Source organism: Gilliamella sp. WF3-4, assembly GCF_001690275.1.
GTDB lineage: Bacteria > Pseudomonadota > Gammaproteobacteria > Enterobacterales > Orbaceae > Gilliamella > Gilliamella apicola_C.
The window spans coordinates 51,123-72,200 of record NZ_LZGW01000015.1 but is presented as its reverse complement, the minus strand read 5'-3'; the positions used below and the strand labels follow the sequence as shown (position 1 = coordinate 72,200).

General features: G+C 34.3%; 14 protein-coding genes and 1 pseudogene. 7 read left to right on the top strand and 8 right to left on the bottom strand.

Annotated features, from left to right (window positions below):
- From A9G47_RS13495 to hutW, 8 genes and pseudogenes are all read right to left on the bottom strand, one after another.
- Window positions 1-147 (bottom strand): integrase core domain-containing protein, encoded by a 147-nt coding sequence (locus A9G47_RS13495; RefSeq protein ID WP_081303512.1) that lies wholly within the window; start codon window positions 145-147, stop codon window positions 1-3.
- Between the two features lie 26 nt (window positions 148-173).
- Complete coding sequence (locus A9G47_RS03340; RefSeq protein WP_065642160.1) at window positions 174-2,060, bottom strand: DNA topoisomerase III; 1,887 nt, start codon at window positions 2,058-2,060, stop codon at window positions 174-176.
- A 268-nt stretch (window positions 2,061-2,328) separates the two neighbouring features.
- A complete protein-coding gene (zntB, locus tag A9G47_RS03330) occupies window positions 2,329-3,330 on the bottom strand; it encodes a zinc transporter ZntB (protein ID WP_176700651.1) in 1,002 nt (333 codons plus the stop codon).
- Window positions 3,331-3,414: 84 nt separating this feature from the next.
- Window positions 3,415-4,191, bottom strand: a complete 777-nt coding sequence (locus A9G47_RS03325) for a heme ABC transporter ATP-binding protein (protein WP_065642159.1) — start codon at window positions 4,189-4,191, stop codon at window positions 3,415-3,417.
- Window positions 4,192-4,204: 13 nt separating this feature from the next.
- Entirely contained in the window at window positions 4,205-5,191 is a 987-nt protein-coding gene (locus A9G47_RS03320; RefSeq protein ID WP_065642158.1) for a FecCD family ABC transporter permease, read from the bottom strand.
- A 46-nt stretch (window positions 5,192-5,237) separates the two neighbouring features.
- Window positions 5,238-5,876, bottom strand: coding sequence for an NAD(P)H-binding protein (locus A9G47_RS03315; protein WP_065580182.1), 639 nt, complete (start codon window positions 5,874-5,876; stop codon window positions 5,238-5,240).
- Window positions 5,877-5,894: 18 nt separating this feature from the next.
- Window positions 5,895-6,395, bottom strand: coding sequence for a heme utilization cystosolic carrier protein HutX (hutX, locus tag A9G47_RS03310; RefSeq protein WP_065642157.1), 501 nt, complete (start codon window positions 6,393-6,395; stop codon window positions 5,895-5,897).
- A 127-nt stretch (window positions 6,396-6,522) separates the two neighbouring features.
- Window positions 6,523-7,827 (bottom strand): annotated as a pseudogene (gene hutW, locus A9G47_RS03305) (heme anaerobic degradation radical SAM methyltransferase ChuW/HutW); the annotation flags it as partial.
- 278 nt (window positions 7,828-8,105) lie between these two features.
- On the opposite strand from hutW, the gene A9G47_RS03300 reads away from it, so the two are divergent.
- From A9G47_RS03300 to A9G47_RS03270, 7 genes are all read left to right on the top strand, one after another.
- Complete coding sequence (locus tag A9G47_RS03300; protein WP_176700650.1) at window positions 8,106-8,951, top strand: heme/hemin ABC transporter substrate-binding protein; 846 nt, start codon at window positions 8,106-8,108, stop codon at window positions 8,949-8,951.
- Between the two features lie 105 nt (window positions 8,952-9,056).
- Complete coding sequence (locus A9G47_RS03295; protein ID WP_065642155.1) at window positions 9,057-11,360, top strand: TonB-dependent receptor domain-containing protein; 2,304 nt, start codon at window positions 9,057-9,059, stop codon at window positions 11,358-11,360.
- A 267-nt stretch (window positions 11,361-11,627) separates the two neighbouring features.
- Entirely contained in the window at window positions 11,628-12,281 is a 654-nt protein-coding gene (locus tag A9G47_RS03290; RefSeq protein WP_065580187.1) for a YjfI family protein, read from the top strand.
- 18 nt (window positions 12,282-12,299) lie between these two features.
- Window positions 12,300-12,992, top strand: a complete 693-nt coding sequence (locus A9G47_RS03285) for a PspA/IM30 family protein (RefSeq protein ID WP_065642154.1) — start codon at window positions 12,300-12,302, stop codon at window positions 12,990-12,992.
- A gap of 94 nt (window positions 12,993-13,086) precedes the next feature.
- On the top strand, window positions 13,087-13,734 hold the full coding sequence (locus tag A9G47_RS03280; RefSeq protein WP_065567461.1) for a hypothetical protein: 648 nt from the start codon (window positions 13,087-13,089) through the stop codon (window positions 13,732-13,734).
- A gap of 97 nt (window positions 13,735-13,831) precedes the next feature.
- On the top strand, window positions 13,832-15,868 hold the full coding sequence (locus A9G47_RS03275; RefSeq protein WP_442903099.1) for a hypothetical protein: 2,037 nt from the start codon (window positions 13,832-13,834) through the stop codon (window positions 15,866-15,868).
- 115 nt (window positions 15,869-15,983) lie between these two features.
- A complete protein-coding gene (locus A9G47_RS03270; protein WP_065567499.1) occupies window positions 15,984-20,927 on the top strand; it encodes a DNA repair ATPase in 4,944 nt (1,647 codons plus the stop codon).
- Window positions 20,928-21,078 lie beyond the last annotated feature (151 nt).

Here is a 21,078-nt window from a genome sequence, read left to right as displayed (position 1 = left end):
TTAAGTTACTTGTTTTAGTGTTTTACATTCAATTGACGCCATGTTCTTCAATGTTCCATGCGGTCTTTCCGTGTTATAAATCATTACCCCTTCTTCGGTTACTCTCTTCGCTTCCGCTAAGTTGTTAAAAAGAGATAAATTGAGCATTTCATCCTATTTTGATGATAGCGACACTAAGATCTAATATTCAATCGCGCATTTTTTAACTGATTAACAAGCTCTAGTAGTGATAAATTGAGTTGGTGCATAAATTGCTGGTATGAAAACTCTTTTTTGCTGATTTCATCTAATTGTAATTCCCAATGTGCTGTCATATCGGGCATCGACATGATATCGGGTAATGATAAAATCAGATTTTTACCCACGTCAGTTGAACGTATTGTTTTACCTTGACGAGTCAAAAACTGGCGTTTAAATAACAATTCGATAATACCAGCTCTCGTTGCTTCGGTACCTAAGCCATCCGTTTCACGTAATATTTTTTTAATTTCAGGATCTTTAACAAATCGGGCAATACCCGTCATAGCCGATAATAATGTCGCATCGGTAAAGGCTCTTGGTGGCTGGGTTTCTTTACTCAGCAATTCAGTATCAACACATTGCACAGTTTCCCCCTTTTTAACCAATTTAGTTAATAACCCATTGGTTTCATTATCATCTGCATCAGTTTGGTAGTTTTTACTCCTAAATAGACTCTTCCAACCCTCATCAAGCATTTGGTTTGCTTTAGCAATAAATTTCCCGCCTTGAATATCAACATCAATTTGCAATTCGGCATATTTGTAAGCAGGATAAAATTGCGCTAAATATTGCGTTGCAATAACTTGATAAACCGCCTTTTCGTTATCGCTCAAAATTGTCATTTTAGTTTTGCGTAATGTAGGGATAATAGCATGATGAGCTTCGACTTTTTTATTATTCCAAGCTTTGGAACGCAAAGTAAAATTTGCCTGGTCAATGGCAGTTTGAAGTTCAGGGCAATTATTTTCAATAGCAGACTTAACGCCCATAATTTGTTTTAAATGATCTTCAGGTAGAAAGCGACAATCTGACCTTGGATAAGTAATTAATTTGTGCTTTTCATATAGCGATTGGCAAATGTCGAGTACATCTTGCGCACTTAATCCATTTTTCCTAGCCATTTCAATTTGCAGTGCCGATAAATTAAATGGCATGGGAGGTGCCAACTCTTTCTTTTTGTTGCTAACTTTATCAATTGTTCCTGGTTTACCTTTTATGCGTTGACAAACATTTTCAGCCAACTTTTTGACTAATACTCGCCCTTCTTCATCTTGATAAGGTGCACAGGCTTCGCTTGGTTGCCATTTTGCCTTAAATGTTTCATTGTCTTTGGTTTGCAATACAGCAAACACTTCATAAAAAGGTTTAGGTACAAATTGTGCTATCTCTAAATCACGCCTAACCACTAACCCTAAAATAGGTGTTTGTACTCGCCCAATTGATAATACACCTCGATAACCGTTTTTTTGTCCAACAATAGTGCAAAGCCGGCTCATATTAATGCCATAAAGCCAATCCGCTCGAGCTCTTGCCAATGCAGAGGTTGATAAAGGAATAAAATCTTGGTTATTACGTAATTGTTGCAATGATTTTTCAACAGCGCTCGCATTTAAATCACTAATTAAACATCGCTGTATAGCTTTGCGTTTGCTCGGCGGTAATTGGCAATAATTTAAGACTTCATCCACCAATAATTGTCCTTCTCTATCGGGGTCACCGGCATGTACAATTTGATCGGCAGAGTTAATTAGATCGACCAAAATATTAAATTGTTTTTTTGTATTGTCTTTTGGCATTAAGATCCATTTTTCAGGCACTATAGGTAAATCACTCATCACCCATTTTTTATATTTAGGATCATAAATTTCTGGTGTAGCTTGCTCTAAAAGATGACCAATACACCAGCTAACAATATCACCATTACTTGCTTTAATAAAACCATTGCCTTTTTGGTGAGGTTTAGGCAATACATCAGCAATAGCTCTAGCTAAGCTGGGTTTTTCAGCAATAAATAAACGATAAGAATGATTAGATCGCATAACAATGATTATTCATTAAATATTTCAAGCAATATACGCTTCATAAAGGAGAGTATCTAATGTATAGTCCAACAATGTAGCCACATTCATCAATAGAAAATTATACAACCCCCAGCTTGGTAAAAAAACGCAAACAAAACAAATTAAAATTAACTTTTCGCAATTAGTTTTTTGCTGGTTGTTAAATAAAGGCTTAATAATATCCTTATCACTAACTGTATAAACGCTCATAACCTTTTATCCATTTTTTGTAAAAATGTGACCACAATTACCACCACTTTTTATATTTAAGCCAAATAGCCGAAGCAATACAAATAACAACAAGCAGTAATATTAACCCAATAAAAGACCATTCTTGTTGGCTAAAAGGAATACCCGCTAAATTGACGCCAAGTAAACTAGTTAAAAATGTAATCGGCGTAAATATAATGGTAAATAGTGACATTAAGTAAATTCGTTTATTGGTTGATTCAGCCAAGAAACTATTAATTTGCTCCATTATTGAAGCTAACCGCAATAAACAGCTATCTATGTCAGATACATAATGGTTTTGCTGATTGGAAATATCGTGTAACCGTTGACGATCGTTATCATCAATCCATGAAATTCTTTCAGTCGAAATTTTTACAAAAATATCACGTTGCGGTGATAACAACCGACGTAAAACGATCAATTGTTTACGTACACGGCCTATTTCTTTATATGAAAATATCCGTTGGTTAAGAACTAAATCTTCTAGCCTGATGATTTTATTATGAGTACTATTAAAAGATAAATTAACTTGATCGCTAATTAAATCAGATATTTGAATTAGCCAATCAGCAACATCCACAGGTCCAATGCCTTTATCTAAATTGTCTTGCAGCTGAGAAATGGCGCCAATTTTTTGATGTCGGGTTGAAATAATCATGTTATCGGTGATATAAAAACGGAAAGTCACAATAGGATCTGGAAGTTCATTTGGAATAAAATTCACCCCTTTTAAAACCACTAAAATCCCCGACTCAAAACGGATTTCTTTAGATATTTGGTTCGATTTTATCAATTCGTTTTTGATCAAATCAGGCACTAAATGGGTTGTATTAATCCAATTAATGGTTTCTTGCTTAGCAAAATCTAAATGAATCCAAAATGGTTGTGTAACTGAAGGAACACTTTGTTCATTAAGTGGCATTGCTTTGCCTTTACCATCTAGCTGGCAACTAAAAGCCGGTTTAGCATCTAAGAGATGTGAAACAGAAATAGAACTGGTACTATTTTGATTAGTCATAACCGACCCCATTTGTTATTTTTTCAAATTATATACTGAATTTAGCTTAAAATGGAGTAACCAATTAGAGTTTATTTATTTTGTTTAACGCATTAAATAAATTTGAGGTACACAAGCATTATCTGGATGAGGATAAATCCCTAATTCTACCTTATACCAACGGTTAATATTTTCTGCGGTTAAAACATCTTTAGGTATACCTTGTTTAACAAGTTTTCCTTGATTAATTAATAAGATCTTATCAGCATATAATGCAGCTAAGTTCAGATCATGCAAAACACAACATACGGCTAATTGTTGTTCGCAAGCCAGTTTCTTTAATAATCTTAAGGTTTGTTGCTGATGATATAAATCAAGTGCCGAAGTCGGCTCATCTAAAAAGAGCAGTTTTTCAGTTGGCTGTACTTGCCACAACTGCGCTAAAACTCTAGCTAACTGCACACGCTGTTGTTCTCCACCAGATAAGTTACGATAATCTCGATTTGCTAATTTTAAACAATCTGTTTGCTGCATAGATTGTTCTATTGCTATATTAAAATCAGTTTTTCCATATGGCGAACGCCCCATAGCGACGACCTCTTTTACTTTAAAAGGAAACGTCAATGGGTTATGTTGTAGCATTACCGTGCGAATTTTAGATAATTGCTTTTCTGACCATTGTGACAACGGTTTATTTAATAAATAACACTCTCCTGATGATGGCTTTTGGTAACCTGTTAACAAACGCAATAGTGTTGATTTTCCTGCACCATTAGGTCCAATAATGATGGTAATCTTGCCCACTTCTATAGTTAAAGAGATATCATTAATTAAAGTGTGATTTGCATAATTAAAAGTTAAATGTTGAGCAGTTAGCATCATTAAATTCCATCTATTATTTATGTCTTAAAATTAACCATAGAAAATAAGGCCCACCAAGTAAACTAGTAAATAACCCAACTGGAATTTCAGTAGGAGCAACTAACGTTCGGGCAAAAGTATCCGCCAATAATAATAAACAGGCTCCACCCAACGCTGAGGCCGGTAATAACCATCGATGATTAGCTCCCATTTGTAATCGAATCATGTGAGGAACAACTAAACCAACAAAAGCAATTATGCCACTAACTGCAACTGAGGTACCAATTAGTACTGCACAGAGTAATAATAGGTATCGTTTTATTCGTTGTACATTGATGCCCAAATAATGAGCATCTTCATCGCCAAGTTGAAGAAGATTCAGTGCATGCGATAACTTAAAAATACCAAGTAAAGCGGGAAAAATGAGTGATACCGCAACTAAAACCAAATCCCACGAACCTTTACCTAAATTGCCCATTGACCATAATGAGAGCTGACGCAATTGGATCTCATCACCAATATAGCTCAAGCACCCCATTATTGCGCCAATAATGGCATTTATGGCCACGCCTAACAAAACCATCTTTGCTAAGTTACATTGTGAATTTAAGCTATAAATATAAATTAACAAACAAATCAGTAAGCTACCTGCAAAAGCAGCAAACATTTTACCGTAAAGCATCATAATAGATGGAAATATTGCAGGAAATAAAATAGATAGTCCCACCATTAAAGCAGCACCACTACTAATGCCCAATAGACCAGAATCGGCTAATGGATTTCTAAACAGCCCTTGCATTACCGCACCAGAACTAGCTAAAGCCATACCAACAATAACAGCTAACATAATGCGAGGCATACGGACATTAAGCCAAATATGCCATAACGGATCGTCAAATTGTAGGTTAATTAAATGGGTAATGGATAAATTTAATGCGCCAGAATTAGCCGAGAATATAATAAGCACCAATAGTAGACCAATTAACCCCCATAATAATGAACGATGACGATTGTTTTGCACCCATTAACCTCTTTTATATCTTGAATGACTCATATTATTGAGCTAATTAATAAGTTATTGTTAAACTAGGGTCAACAACACTATAAGCACAATTACCAAATTCGTGATTAGCGATTTTATCAATAATTATTTTTGCTAAATCAATGCGATGAATAAACCCATGTACTTCTTGTTGATAATAGCATTGGGCATTTTGAGTCATTTCACCATCACGCAAACCTCCAGGCCTTAAAATTAAAAAATTTAATTTACTGGTTTGTAACCAAGTTTCAGCTAACGATTTTTCTCGTACTGCATGACCAAAAGCCTGTTTTGCTCTCGCTGATAAAGTTGCCCATGAGTCACCACATCCTAATGAAGTGACTAAAACCATCTGTTTTATGCCTGTTTGCTCAGCACAATCAATAATAATACGCTGAGCCTGATAATTCCCAGTTTCCCCGCCTAAGGTTGAAACAATTGTCGAATCAGCACCAGCTAAATCACAAAGTTGTTTAACTAGCACGCAATCAGTTGCATCACCGACATAGGTTTCAATGCCTTGTTTGACTAATTGCTTAGCAAAAGTATTATTACGAACTAATGTAATACAACGCCAATCTGGATGGTTTTGTTTAGCTAGTTGTAAAACTTGATAACCAGTTCCTTGTTTAGGACTGACGCCAAAGATTAATAGTGTTTTCATTGTATTAACATCTTAAAGTTAATTAATCCGATTAGCTAATGCTCTGAATTTTTCTAACTGTTCTGCTTTAAGTTGATGTTTTTCGTCACGACCAACAAAGATTTTAAACATCGCTTGTCCCATATGATTAAGAAATATCATCGACGCAGTAGACATTTTCATAAATTTACGTTCAATAAAAGCAATGTATTGGCAATGCTCCGCCTTGATATGGCCACTTAAACCTTTTTGGTGTCGTAAATTAAAATATTTGTGGCTATGCGTCCCTAAGGGTAACTCACCAGAAATTTCAGCAATAACATCCCCAGTATGGATTAAAAACAATACTTCTCCCCAAGTTGCTACTTCTTCCCAAATGGTATCAAAATGGCTGCCATCGACAATTTTTGCTCTGGGTAAAGCCTGAATGACTTGTGTCAATGTAACATGATGATCTTGAGCAATCTTTTCTAATACTTCCTCGGGATTGGTTTGCATATATGCAGCTAAATTAGCTAAATGGTTTTGTTTATCTGTCATAATAATATCCTTTAATTACGAAGTGTTAATGTGGATCTTTTGCTTGCTTAATAGCGGAATGAGGCATCATTTGTTGGCTACCAGTCGTTCGTTTTTCTTGCGCCATTTTTTGTTGTAATTCAATATATTCTGGATTATTGAGTTGTAATAATAACTGCTGTAAAGCTTGCAAGATATTGCTCGACCAAAATCGCCCAGATAATGTCAAAAGCAGGCAATAATCTGTATTTTGTAGAAGCCCTACTTTATGCCATTGATTGATTAATGGTTCAAACAATTGATAGTGCTGTGTTAATTGCGTCAAATCAATTCGCCCTTTTTCAATACCTGCTTGTAATTGATATAACCATTCACCTATTAATGGTTTACCTGTTAACATCATAATTGGCTTTTTACCTTGATCTAGTTGGGCGTAATACTGATTTAAATCTCGATGGATCATAAAAGATTGACCACCTAACCGCCCACCAGCACAAGAGCCGAAAGCAAAGAAATTTGAACCTTGTTTAATTAAAAAATTATATAAATTTCGTTCACGGCTGGTTTTAGCCCAATGTGCATTAGTTAAATGAACCCAACCTTGTTTAGCAAAAAATTCAGCACCTTGATGATAAAAACGACACTTATCAGTGACAGACGGTATTTCAATACGTTTATTTTCAACACCTTTAGCAAGTGGTGTTGTAGGCAATAAATTAAGGGAATAAAGATCAATGCCATCTAATGGCAAATTATTAGCAATATCTAAATCTCGTTGCCATGTTTTAGGGGTTTGATCGGGTAAACCAAACATTAAATCACACACTAAAGCAACACTATCTCGTGCAGCTATGCGTTCAAAGTTTTTAATGATTTGTTCTTCAGTTGATGCTCGCCCTAACCTTTGTCTAATTTGAGTATTAAAGGTTTGTACACCTATCGAAAAACGATTAGCGCCAGCTTGAATATAGCTATCAACACGTTCATCATCAAAATCAGAAATGCGCCCTTCAATCGTAATTTCACAATCAGGAGCCAAAGGAGCGTGCTGTTTAAAATAACGAATTACTCTGGCTATTTGCCCACTAACCAAAGCCGAAGGTGTGCCTCCACCAAAATAAATGGCATGAATTGGAGCAGATTGCATCGCTTTATTATCTATTTCAAGCGATATTTCTTTTAATAAATAATCGATATAGGTTTCAGTATTAAACTTCCGTAATGGGTTTTGATAAAAACCACAAAACTGACAATGAATATCGCAAAAAGGAATGTGAATATAAATTAAACGTTTTTTACCTCTAAGTGATGTCGCTTGAATAATTTCCCATTGCTGCTCAATTTCTAATGAAGATAATGGCAAACTAGCTTGTAAAGGCATTACTGCCCAGCGATTTTTAAATGGCAACGTCGTATTTTCAGCATAAAAAGTGCTAACATCTAATGTTTTCATACCAACTATTCTTGTACAAATAAAACACACAGATTAAATAATAATTATTATCATTTAGCAACGTTTTTTATTTAAATTTTTATATCCAATTGATATTTAAAATAAATTTTCACATTGATTAATTAAATACTAATTTTTTAATAAATAATAAATTTATTTTAATAATTAATAAGTTAAATTTAAAACAGCTCAAATATTACTACATTATATTGATAATAGTTATCATTTTCATTATAGTAAGTAACTTCTGTCCAATGCCGAATGATAGGAACTACACAATGAAAAAATTTATAAAGAAATTAAGCGTAATTCTGTTTCTTTTTTCTTTAATCAACCTTATGAATTTAAGTTTTGCAAATGAAAGAATTGTTATTGCTGGCGGCTCTTTAACCGAAATTGTATTTGCGCTGGGGGCTGGTGATCAAGTTGTAGGGGTGGATAAAACGAGTAGTTATCCAAAATCGGTAAAACAACTTCCACAAATTGGTTATTGGAAATTGTTAAATATTGAAGGCATCTTATCGCTAAAACCCTCGTTATTTATTACATTAAGTGATGCCGAGCCTAAAAACGTAATAAGTCAGGTTAATCAAGCTAAAGTCGATGTGCTTTCATTGCAACGTGTTCCTGGAACTATTGATTTACTTTATTTAAATATTACAAAAATTGCGGATAAATTAAATAAACAAAGTGAAGGGCAACAGTTAATCAATAGAATAAAAAACCATCTAATCCAAATCCAAGACAAAATTGCCAATCAACCTAATAAAGCAAAAGTGCTATTTTTGATGAGCATGGGAGGAACAAATTCAGTAGCAGGGAAAAATACTACTGCTGATGCCCTTATAACTATTGCTGGAGGTGAAAACCTTGCTACACATACCAGTTACAAAACGTATACCCCCGAATCGTTAATAGCAATGAACCCTGAAGTTATCGTATTAAATAATCATTCTATCGAACAGTTGGGTGGTATGGAAAAACTAAACACTATTGCAGGAATTACTCAAACAGCAGCTTTCAAAAATCATCGTATTATTACCATAGACGATAGTTACCTGTTTGGTATCGGTCCAAGAGTTGATGAAGCTGCCAAAATACTTTATCAACAATTTTACCCATAATGATTTTCCCCCAAAAATAACATAATGATTACTATAAATTGATACTAAATTAAAGTGAAGCAAGTGCAGTACATTATTTAGATTATTATATTTGAAAGGTTTAAAATGCTTAACGTTACTCATTTAAAAATATCTAGTACACTAGCTTTAGGCTTAACATTAGGAATACCTGCCATTGCAGCAAACAATAACACCAACCAAACGCATGATGATGTAATGACAGTCACAGCGCATGAAACAACTAAAAAACCAGGCACCAATAAAGAAATATCGGAGCAAGACATTAGGCGCAACGGCGGAACCAATTTTGGTACAATAATGCGTTATCAACCACTGATTTCTGCGTCTGGTAATATTTCTGGCTCAGGAAGTGGTAAAAGTAGTTGGGATCGTGGAGGCTTTACTGGCTATAATATCCGTGGCTTAGATGCCAACCGCGTTTCAATCGACATTGATGGTATGCCTTTACCTATAGCCCAAGGTAGGGTCAATTCTGTAGGTCGTGCTGGCTTTGGTTCTTATGGGATTGGTCGTGATTACATTGATACCTATATGTACAATAAAGTCGATATTCAATCAGGCGCAACATCAGTTAGTAACCCTAATAATGCCCTTGGTGGTTCGGTTTCATTTCAAACTAAAACTGCCAGTTACTATTTATATCCAGGAAAAACAAGCTACTTTGGTTTCCAAAATAATTATGATAGTACCGACAAAAGTTATCATCAAGGTTTAACCATAGCTGGAGGTGATGATAGGCTAAATGGTATTTTAGTATTAAGCCGCCGTGATGGCAAACAAACGCGGAATCATGGTGATTCAATCAACAGTTACCCTGAAAACTGGCATTCAAATTCAATCCTATCAGGATTTGGCTGGCAAATAACCGAAGAGCATTTACTCAATACGACCGTTGATTATAACAGCAAAACTAAAAATTCTCATTATGATACATGGGACAAATACGGTAAAAAAATAGAATCATTTGATCACCAAAAAAGCAAAAATAACCGTTTTAACTTAGCAATAAAAGAATTATGGAAACCAACCAATATTAGTTGGATCGACTCATTAACTACCCAATTAAATTATCAACATACCCACGTTTATGATAATACGGATTTACAACACACAACTCGAGGTAAATTTAACACTCAAACGCACTATAATACTAAAGCCTATAACTTTATTACAACATTATTAAAAAATTATGAAAATCAAAAAATAAGTGCAGGTTTAAATGCTAATTGGAGTCGAGATGAGTCACCATTTTATACTTCAGCTAAATCACAGTATGGCAGAATTTTCCCCGATGGAGATTACACAAAACCTCAAGCAGATAGCCGTAGTTATCAATTAGGGGGATTTCTTGAAGATCGTATAAGTTTTACTGTCAATAACAGCAATAATTTCTATTTAATCCCTGGTGCTAGAGCTATATATCAAAACACCAAACCTCGTAATTTGCAAAACATGACAGTTACTAATATCAATGCTAACCAATTAGGTAAACAATATAATCGTAATAGTGACTTTAAGGTATTGCCATCTATAGCATTTATGTATGATATTAATCCTGATTTAATAACTTACCTCCAATATAAACGTGGCGCACAAATGCCTAATCAAAATCAATTATATGGTTCTTATTTAGCTCATAGCCAAATGTATGTACTGGTTGGCGATTCGAACCTAAAAACCGAAACCAGTGACAACTTTGAATTAGGCTTAAAAGGACAGCCAACATCAGGAGTGACATTATCAACTGCCGCTTTTTATAATAAATATAAAAACTTCATTGCCTATTCTCGTTATAAAAAGAATTTTGTCGGAGTTGGTAATCGTATTGTTTATCAATCAGAAAATAGAGATAAAGCCTATATTTATGGCGCAGAACTAAGCAGCGAATTTAATATCGGCACATGGATTGAATCAGCCAATGGGCTAAGTGCCAGGTTGGCAATTGGCTACAATCAAGGTAAATCAAAATCAAGCTATTTAGGCGATAAATATATTGAAATGGATAGCATTGCTCCGCTAAAGAGCACCATTGGTTTAGCATGGGACAATCCAAATCAAGACTATGGTTTAGCATTAATTGCCACCTTCCAAAAAGGCAAGAAAGCTGAAAATACAGCTCGTGAAACTTACAATAATGACGGCAAACCAATCAAAGCCGCTACAGATGATTATTTTAGAGTTGCAGGACACGGTATTGTGGATCTGACTGGTTATGTCAATATCACTAAGAATGTAAAATTAAGCGGTGGCATCTATAATCTTACCGACCAAAAATATTGGGATTATCTAAGTAACAATAAATTATACAAAACATCAAACTATAAATATCTAGAAATGTTCACCGCACCCGGTAGAACATTCCAGTTAGGTATGGATATTGATTTTTAACTAACAATATAAATAATGAAAATATCCTTTTTTAAAGAGAGGATATTTTCATCTAATATGTACATTTGGCGCATCTAACTTTTACTAATTAACAAATATCTCACGCAGGCAAACTTCCTCAATATAGCTAAATTTAATAATAAAAATATAATTGTTAAGTTATAGAAAATAAATATCACATGTAATTATTACATGTGATATTTACATGTAATATTTTTATGTTAATATAAACCCTATTGATAATTAAAATAAACATAAAATCAACATATGAAAAAAACAAAAGAGGCCAAAAGCTCTGCATTTTACCAACAACAATATAGAAAACGCTTGCGTGAGCAAGGTCTAATAAAAAAAGAAGTTTGGATTTTACCTGAAAATGCAACTCAATTACTCGAAATTGAAAAACAGTTTCGTCTACCTATAGACAATAGTACATGCTTTAACAATATACAGGAAAACAATAAAATGAAAAAAAATGAAGTTTGGTCAATTACAGATCTTTATCAAGCTTTGCGTGACTCAGAATTATCTAAGCAAGGTTTTGCCAGTATTGAAGTCATCGATGGCGTTGATGCTTGTTTGCATATAACCATGCATGAGTATGGTGATCTACCTCTATTTTTAAGTGCTTCTAATCAACAAATTATTATTGAGGCTCTACTTTGGCCTGTTGATATTGTCAAACACACAAATCAATTTAATGAAGAAATATTATGTACTAGAAAACTATTCCCATTATCAACTATTGCAATTGAAAAAACAGGAGATGGGGCATTAAATTATATTATGTACGGAGCTTTAAGTGCGTCTTCATTATTAAGCGACATCATTTATGAATTAGAAACTTTATCAGATAATGTCATTAAAGCTACCGAAGCTTATGAACATTATATTAACATTAACAATATTGAATCAAAATAGTTAACAAGGAGATTAACAATGGCTATCTTCAAAAAGCTTATTACAGCGCTTCGTGGTAGTGTTAATGAAGCCGGCGAAGCGATTATTGATGCGCAAGCTCTACGTATATTAGACCAAGAAATTCGCGATGCTGACGTTGAATTAAAACAAGCTAAAGAATCGTTAGCAAGCATACTTGCGCAACAAAAATTAGCCGATAAAGAAGTTGAAAAAATTCAAGTAGAAATAACTGAGTATGAAAATTATGCCATCAAAGCATTAGAAAGCAATAATGAAAAATTGGCCTTAGAAGTCGCTGAAAAACTTTCGGTTCTTGAAAAGAAGTACACAGTTAATAAAGAGCAAGCAACTTATTTTGCCGATAACGTAAAAAATCTACGACAAACAATATTACAAACAGAAATTAATATCCGTAATCTTAAACAACAAGTAGATATTGTAAAAGCAACAGAAAGTGTGCAAAAGGCACAATCTGCTATTGCTCAACGTTATGGAAATTCAACAACAAAACTACAAACAGCCTTAGACTCTCTTGAGCGAATAAAAAAACGACAAGAAAAAACATCTGCCACTATTGAAGCAAAAAAAGAATTATTGGGATCTGAAACTCAAGATTCGCTTGATCGTAAACTTGAAGAGGCAGGAATAAAATCGAGCAACCAAAGTGCCGAAGCAATCTTAACTAGGTTAAAAGAAAAACAAATTAATTAAGTTTTTTAAGTTTTACTTTTTTTAGTTACAATAACCGTTAAAAATATAATAATTAGAAAATTGTAATAACTATTTAAAATATAAAGGAAATATAATGGAGCTTTTTTGGGGGATATTTTTTTCTTTTCCCGTTGTTATTTTTAGCGCCTTATTAACACTTTGCGTTATGTATTGGTTAACTGCCGCAATTGGCATTTTAAGTGTTGATTGTTTAGATATAGCGATTAACGTAGAGGATACAGCTACCGATATACCATCATCTGGATTTGGTGGCTTATTATTGAAATTTGGTTTTAATGAAGTACCGCTCACATTAGTTATTACCTTAATTTCATTATTCGGATGGGCAATTAGCTATTTTAGTTTCCGATTCTTTATATTACCGCTATATAATGATATTTTGCTTTATTTTATTATAGGAGCAGTTTTTTTTGTAATTTCACTAATCACCGCTATTTACCTCACTGCATTTGTCATAAAACCTATTCGCCCTATTTTCACAAAACTAAATTTAACTCATGATCATAAATCATTATTAGGACAAATTGTTCTAATACGATCCAGTATTGTCAATAACATTAAAGGAGAAGCTATTTATGAAGATGGTGGAGCGGGATTAATTTTACAAGTTAGAAGTGACGAAGCTTATCAATTTAAGCGTGGAGATAAAGCAGTACTACTACGATATGATATGGCTAATAATTTCTATGAAATCATTAGCATTGAAGAATTTAACGGATAGTCAGAGTTCAATTTTTGGAGAAAAATAAATTATGCATATAAATACTGATACAATAATATTTTTTTTTATAACAATAGGAATTATCTTTTTAGTTATAATGGGGTTTTTCTTATTATTTAAAGCTTTTTATATTAAAGTTCCTCAGGGTACAGCACTTATCGTTAATGATATGACCTCAAAACCCAAAGTACACTTTACAGGGGCCCTAGTTTACCCTGTTATCTATAAAAAAGAATTTATGAAAATTTCATTGATTACTTTTGATGTAGAGCGGCGGGGTAAAGATGGTTTAATTTGTAAAGATAATTTACGCGCAGATATCTGTGTTGCTTTTTATTTACGCGTTAACGAAACGACTGAAGATGTGTTAAAAGTAGCTAAATCTATTGGTGTAGATAGAGCTTCAGATCAAAAAGCAGTAAGTTCACTCTTTAGTGCAAAATTTTCAGAAGCACTAAAAACCGTCGGGAAACAATTCGAGTTATCAAAACTGTTTGAAGATCGCATGAACTTTCGTGAACGCATTATTGATGTTATCGGAAAAGATCTAAATGGTTATGCTTTAGAAGATGTTGCTATCGATTATTTAGAACAAACGCCAATAAAATCTCTTGATCCTGATAATATTTTTGATGCTGAAGGGATTAATAAAATTACATCCATTACAGCTGTTCATAAAGATGAAACCAACAAACGAGAAAGAGATCTTGAACTCGCATTAAAAAAGAAAGATACCGAAACAATTGAAGCAAAACTTGAACTTGAACGACAACAAGCAGATGCTGAAGCAAGACAAAAAAGAGAAATCGAAACAATTCGAGCACGTGAAGCAGCTGAAACGTTAAAAGTACAAGAAGAAGAGCGTTTGAAAGCAGAACAAGCTAGAATTCAATCACAACAAGAAATTGAAGTACGAGAAGAAAATCGTTTACGTGAAGTCGAAGTTGCACAACAAAACCGCTTAAGAGCTATTGCAATAGAAGAAGAGCGAGTTGAAAGAGCTCGTTCACTTGAAATTGTTGCTCGTGAACGAGAGGTTGAATTGCAACGCATTGAAAAAGATAAAGTGCTTGAAGAAGAAAAAAAACTTATTGCCAATGTAATAAGAGAACGCGTTGCTGTTGAAAAAACAGTTGCAGTCGAAGAAGAAAACATTAAAGAAGTACGTGAAGTTTCAAAAGCAGATCGTGAAAAACAAACAACAATTATTGAAGCAGAAGCAAGAGCTGAACAAGAGTTAGTTAAGCAAGTTAAGCAAGCAGAAGCTGACGAACAATCATCAAAACACCGCGCTATTGAAATTAGCACAATGGCACAAGCTGAACTTGAAGCAGCAGCTAAACAAGCAGAAGCCAAAAAACAATTGGCACAAGGTATTGAAGCTGAAGAAGCGGCAATCGGTCTTGCTGAAGCAAAAGTACGTAAAGCACGCGCAGAAGCTGAAGAAAAAGAAGGATTAGTCAAAGCAAATATCACAGCAGAAACTTTATTAGCAGAAGCAAAAGGTAACCAAGAAAAAGGATTATCAGAAGCAAAAGTTATTGAAGCTAAAGCTATTGCAATCGAGAAACAAGGCTTAACAGAAGCTAAAGTACTTGAAGAAAAACTTTCAGCACAAGCTCGTGGTGATGAACGAATCGGTTTAGCCAAAGCATCGTCAACAAAAGAGCAAGGCCTTGCTGAAGCACTAGTAATACGTGAACGTTTAACAGCCGAAGCTAGTGGTTTAGTTGAGAAATTCCAAGCTATGGGCACAATGAGCGAACAATCTCAACACCATGAGGAGTTCCGTTTGGCACTTGAAAAAGGATTTGAACAAGCTATGGCTGCTATTGCTGCCAATAAAGAAATTGCAAGAGAGCAAGCAGATGTTCTTGCTGCAGCATTTAGTAAAGCCAATATCGAAATTGTGGGCGGCAACGATAACTTCTTTAACAGCTTCTCTAAAGCAATTAGTGTAGGTAAAGCTATTGAAGGAACAGTTAATCAAAGCCCTGTTCTTCAATCGGCGTTGCAATCAGTGTTATCACGCTTATCAGGCGATAAGCATGTTGATCTAAAAGAAACATTGCAAAATACTGATTTAAAAGCACTAGCAAAACAATTTCTATCTACAGAAAATGACAATAAATAATGAACATGTTCTTCGATAGTTATTAATTTGGCTTATCGCTATCATCTGTTTTCGGTAGATAATACGTTTCTACCGAAAACAATAAGCTTTTCTGTATAATCATAATGAGTTAAAAATGTCAGAAATACAACAAGATATTGAAAAACAAACAACATTAGATAAAGCAGTTGCCGAAGGCGGTGCTTATGAAATTCTTCGTAAACGTCTAACATCATTAGGGCAAGAGCTTAACCAAAAAACAGAAACATTAAATCAACAACGGCTTTCTGAATTCGGTAAAAGCGATATGTCAATTACCGCGCGAATTCGTATAAGAACTGAAAATAATTGTATAGCAAGAGATATTGTTCGTTTTGGTGATTGGTTATTATTTGGCTATAACGTTTTTTTAGGATTAAAAAAAGAAACCAAAATTGAAGATGTCTTTTCTCTTTATCAGCTTATCGAACGTGATGGTAATTACGAAGCAGATCCTGTTGATCTTTCTGGTACCTTCTTAAACATTGATCGATTTGTTCAAGATTTTAATGAACTTTATACTTATTATAAAAATGCTCAGTTATTACAACTTGTTGAACGAGATGGTAAGTTACTAGCTAGCTTCCAAATTGGTGAACGGGTAAGTGATATTCGCGTTTTTCGGTGGTCTATATCAACCGATAAAAAAAATATTAATTATATAGATAACCGTGGTGAACGAGATATAGCCCTTCCACCTGCTTATGATTTTGAATGGCAAGAGACCACGCGTGAAAATATTATTAATGGACGATTTCCACATGTTAATGTGTTAGATACTGTTTTTGTTGAAACAATTGGTGGTGATTTAACAATAAAATGTGAAAATAACACTAACGATGGGCTTGGAATTTACCGCGAAGATGTCATCGATAAAAATCAATCCATTAATGACGCTAAAATAGAATATGCTAAAGTAGGATCATTGATTCTACTAAAAGTATTACCTTATCGCGAAGATAATTGGCGGTACTTAGTCTATAATACGCTAACACAACAAGTCCAACGAATTGATTTTATTGGTCAAGCTTGTATCCAACTCCCAGAAGATCATGGAATTATTTTCCCTGGTGGTTACTATTTACAAAATGGCGAATACAAAACATTTGATCAATCAATGTCAGGAATGCGTTTTAGACGTATCAGACGTTCACCTAATGGCGAAGATGTTTTATATATATTTTATGATCCAACATCTGGTCGATTAGCATTATTTAACTATAATATGATTGAACGTAAACTCAATAGCCCTATTTTAGGTCATGGTTATGCTGTTTTTGAAGATGGTAGAATGGTTGTGTTCGAGGGAGAAAGTAACGAACCAACTCGGGTCCATCCAATGCAAATATGGCAAACACCATTTTATAGTGATGAATTTGCTGCAAAACAACCAACAAATAATAGCTTTTTAGGTAGAATTGGCAATGCTGAACTAGTTCGAGGCATCTCAGATCTTTATTTTATTGCTCGTGAAATTGACAACCAATCAGTATCATCCCAACTATACAGCAAATTAAGTGAAGACACTAAAAAACTTTTTGATACCTACTTTTGGCTAAATGACGAGAAAAATTTACCTTTTACACCAATTCTTCGTAATATTTCGCAAACAAGCGAATTAGTACTTGATGAATATGAAAAAGTTGAAAGTATACGCCGCCAATCAAATAGCGCTATGCGCGAAGCGATTTCAAATCAACAAGATCTATTAGCAAAATTATATCCTGATAGTTGGAAAGAAACTCAAGAATATGTCGATGCCCTGAATGCAATCAAAATGCAATTGGGTAGTCTTGTCACTTTAAGAACTTACCGTTATATCGATTTAGATCAAATCGATATAATGGAAGATGAACTTAAAAAACGCCAATCTATCGTTTATTTAGCCACAGCAGAATTTCTAGGTAGTGAACAAGCCTTAGAGCCATTCATATCAAAAATTGATGACATAGAAAATGACATTGCGAAAGCAGATTCTGTCGCAAAACTCAATAAGCCAGCAAAAATGGCTGATGATATGTCTAATGATTTAGATATGCTATCGCAATTAATGGCATCATTAAAGTTTGATGATGTCACATTGCAAACAAAAATCATTGAATCAATTGCAGAAGTTTATTCAAAACTTAATCAAACCAAAGCAAGAATAAACCAAAACCGAAAAAATTTTTCGAGCACTGAAATGGTCGCCCAATTTGGCGCTCAATTCAAACTATTTAGTCAAAGTATAGCCAATGCACTAGGGCTTGCTACGACACCTGAAAAATGTGAAGATGAGCTCTCTAGGCTGTTAGTTCAATTAGAAGAACTGGAAAATCAATTTAGCGAAAGTGAAGAGTTTTTAAATGATATCTTAGCAAAGCGTGAAGAAATATTAGAATCGTTTGAAACACATAAGCAAGCTCTTCTAGAAGACAGAGCTAGACGCAGTGAAGCACTACAGACCGCAGCGCAACGAATTTTAGATAGCATACCAAGAAGAACCGCAAAGTTTTCAGACCAAACAGAACTCAATGCTTTTTTTGTTGCTGATCCTTTAGCCCAAAAAATTCGTGAAATCGTCGAAAAACTAAGAGCACTATTTGATAATGTTAAAGCAGACGATATTGAATCCCGATTCAAAAGCGCACAAGATCAAGCAATCCGCGCTTTACGTGATAAATCAGAAATTTTTGAATCAGGCGGTAATGTCATAAAACTTGGGCCAAGACATAAGTTTAGTGTCAATACACAGGAACTTGATCTAACAGTCGTACCTAAAGCAGACCATCTATATTTACAATTAACGGGTACCGATTATCAAGAAAAAATAGAACATCCTAAACTAGAAAGCTACAAACCATTTTGGACAATTTCATTAGAATCAGAATCACCTACAGTCTATCGTGCAGAATATCTTGCTTATTCAATTATTAATTCTGCATTAAAAAAAGATGATGAATTAACTTATGAAAAACTCACTACGCAATTAAATCAACCTGAACTATTGAGTAAAACTGTTCGTGATTATGCAGCAATACGATATCGAGAAGGCTATGAAAAAGGCATTCACGATCATGATGCAGTAAAAATATTATTAAAAATTATTCCACTAGGTGAGATTGCAGGCTTACTACGTTATAATCCTTTAGCACGCAGTTTAGCTATGCTTTATTGGCATTATAATCAAAAAAATGACATCGCTAAGTTATGGCCTGAACGCGCTAAAACCTGTATGGATATTTACTCACTATTTGGACATGAAGAAGGTTTAAAAAATCTTCGTACAGAAATATTTGAAGAACTCAGTTTATTTCTACAAAAATATCCAATACAACATGATAATTATCATGTTAAACAGGCATCCGAATATTTAAGCTACATATTAGCCGAAACACCGCAACAATTTACATTAAGTAAATATAGCCAAATATTGTTTGAAGGATTAAAAACGCAATTAGAGCAATCTCACATGTGGGTGGACTTTAATCAATCACAAATAAACCTGATGACACGATTAGCAGATCGTTGGAATCTAATCGAAAGTTGGTTTAAAGGTCTATGCACCCTACCCCAGTATCAAAAATTTGTAGCTTATATTGCTGAAGCAACGATGCTATGTATATTAGATAAAGAAAACGGTATAACCTCAACAGTTAGCGAAGTTGACCTTGATATTACCGTTAATGATCTATTAGGCGAACATCCAAGCATTAAGCAAGGGCAATTAAATATAAATCTAGATGACTTCTTTAGTCGTATGCGTAAACAATCGCGTGTAGTAATTCCAGAATTTAAGCATTACCAAATGCTTCGCCAAGAAGTTTTAGAAGAACAACGTCATTTTTTACATCTTGAGGAATTTAAAGCAAAACCATTAAGTTCATTTGTACGTAATAAACTCATTAATCAAGTTTACCTACCAATTATTGGTGATAACCTAGCAAAACAAATGGGAACTGTAGGAGAAAGCCGTCGTACCGATTTAATGGGATTATTATTACTCATATCCCCTCCAGGTTATGGTAAAACAACCTTAATGGAATATATTGCCAACCGACTTGGTTTAATTTTTATGAAAATTAATGGACCTGCGTTAGGGCATAGTGTGTTATCTTTTGATCCTGAGCAAGCACCAAATGCAACCGCCCGTCAAGAACTTGAAAAGCTTAACTTAGCACTTGAAATGGGTAACAACGTTATGCTTTATCTTGATGATATCCAACACACCAACCCTGAGTTTTTACAAAAATTTATTTCACTATGTGATGGCTCTAGGCGTATTGAAGGGGTTTGGAAAGGAAAAACCAAAACGTATGATCTTCGTGGCAAAAAATTCTGCGTAATTATGGCTGGTAACCCCTATACCGAATCTGGCGAAGTTTTTAAAATTCCTGACATGTTGGCTAACCGTGCAGATATTTATAATTTAGGGGAAGTGCTTGGCGGAATGGATGAAGTATTTGCATCAAGCTATATTGAAAACAGCTTAACCTCAAATCCTATCCTTTCTCCTCTTGCCTTACGTGACCTTAATGATCTTTATCTATTAATCGATCACGCGCAAGGAAAGCCTCTTAACACTAACGAGCTTAGTTATGCTTATAGCCAAGCCGAAATTAATGAAATTGTTGCCGTACTTCGTCATCTATTAAAAGTTCGTGAAGTAGTATTTAAAGTTAATCAACAATACATTATTAGTGCGGCACAATCTGATAAATATCGAACCGAACCTCCATTTAAGTTGCAAGGTAGTTACCGTAATATGAATAAACTTGCGGAAAAAATATCCTCAGTGATGAATGATGAAGAGCTTAATCAGATTATTGAAGATCACTACCTTGGAGAAGCACAATTGCTTACTAATGGAGCAGAAGAAAATTTATTAAAATTGGCAGAAATCCGTAATGTACTTACCGAAGAACAGACAAAACGCTGGCAGCAAATTAAAACCGACTTTGTGCGCAATAAAGCACTTGGTGGCGATGAAGCTAATACAGGAGCTCAAATTGTTACACAACTTGCTGATCTAGTACAAAGCGTTCAAGCATTAAAGTTATAAAATAAAAAGCTTAAAAATAAGCATACCAATAGATCGATCTTTGGTATGCTTATCTGTATAAGCAACACCTTGCCAAGCAACCAAATAAACCTAAAATCACGAAAAAAACACTCCAGCTATAGCATTCGTGGCAACAAAACTAAGAGTTAGT

Coding starts and splice junctions, on each gene's coding strand:
- A9G47_RS03270 (WP_065567499.1), top strand. CDS start 15,984: ATGTCAGAAATACAACAAGATATTGAAAAACAAACAACATTAGATAAA.
- A9G47_RS03325 (WP_065642159.1), bottom strand. CDS start 4,191: ATGATGCTAACTGCTCAACATTTAACTTTTAATTATGCAAATCACACT.
- A9G47_RS03275 (WP_442903099.1), top strand. CDS start 13,832: ATGGGGTTTTTCTTATTATTTAAAGCTTTTTATATTAAAGTTCCTCAG.
- A9G47_RS03285 (WP_065642154.1), top strand. CDS start 12,300: ATGGCTATCTTCAAAAAGCTTATTACAGCGCTTCGTGGTAGTGTTAAT.
- zntB (WP_176700651.1), bottom strand. CDS start 3,330: ATGACTAATCAAAATAGTACCAGTTCTATTTCTGTTTCACATCTCTTA.
- A9G47_RS03340 (WP_065642160.1), bottom strand. CDS start 2,060: ATGCGATCTAATCATTCTTATCGTTTATTTATTGCTGAAAAACCCAGC.
- A9G47_RS03300 (WP_176700650.1), top strand. CDS start 8,106: ATGAAAAAATTTATAAAGAAATTAAGCGTAATTCTGTTTCTTTTTTCT.
- A9G47_RS03280 (WP_065567461.1), top strand. CDS start 13,087: ATGGAGCTTTTTTGGGGGATATTTTTTTCTTTTCCCGTTGTTATTTTT.
- A9G47_RS03290 (WP_065580187.1), top strand. CDS start 11,628: ATGAAAAAAACAAAAGAGGCCAAAAGCTCTGCATTTTACCAACAACAA.
- A9G47_RS03315 (WP_065580182.1), bottom strand. CDS start 5,876: ATGAAAACACTATTAATCTTTGGCGTCAGTCCTAAACAAGGAACTGGT.
- A9G47_RS13495 (WP_081303512.1), bottom strand. CDS start 147: ATGCTCAATTTATCTCTTTTTAACAACTTAGCGGAAGCGAAGAGAGTA.
- A9G47_RS03295 (WP_065642155.1), top strand. CDS start 9,057: ATGCTTAACGTTACTCATTTAAAAATATCTAGTACACTAGCTTTAGGC.
- hutX (WP_065642157.1), bottom strand. CDS start 6,395: ATGACAGATAAACAAAACCATTTAGCTAATTTAGCTGCATATATGCAA.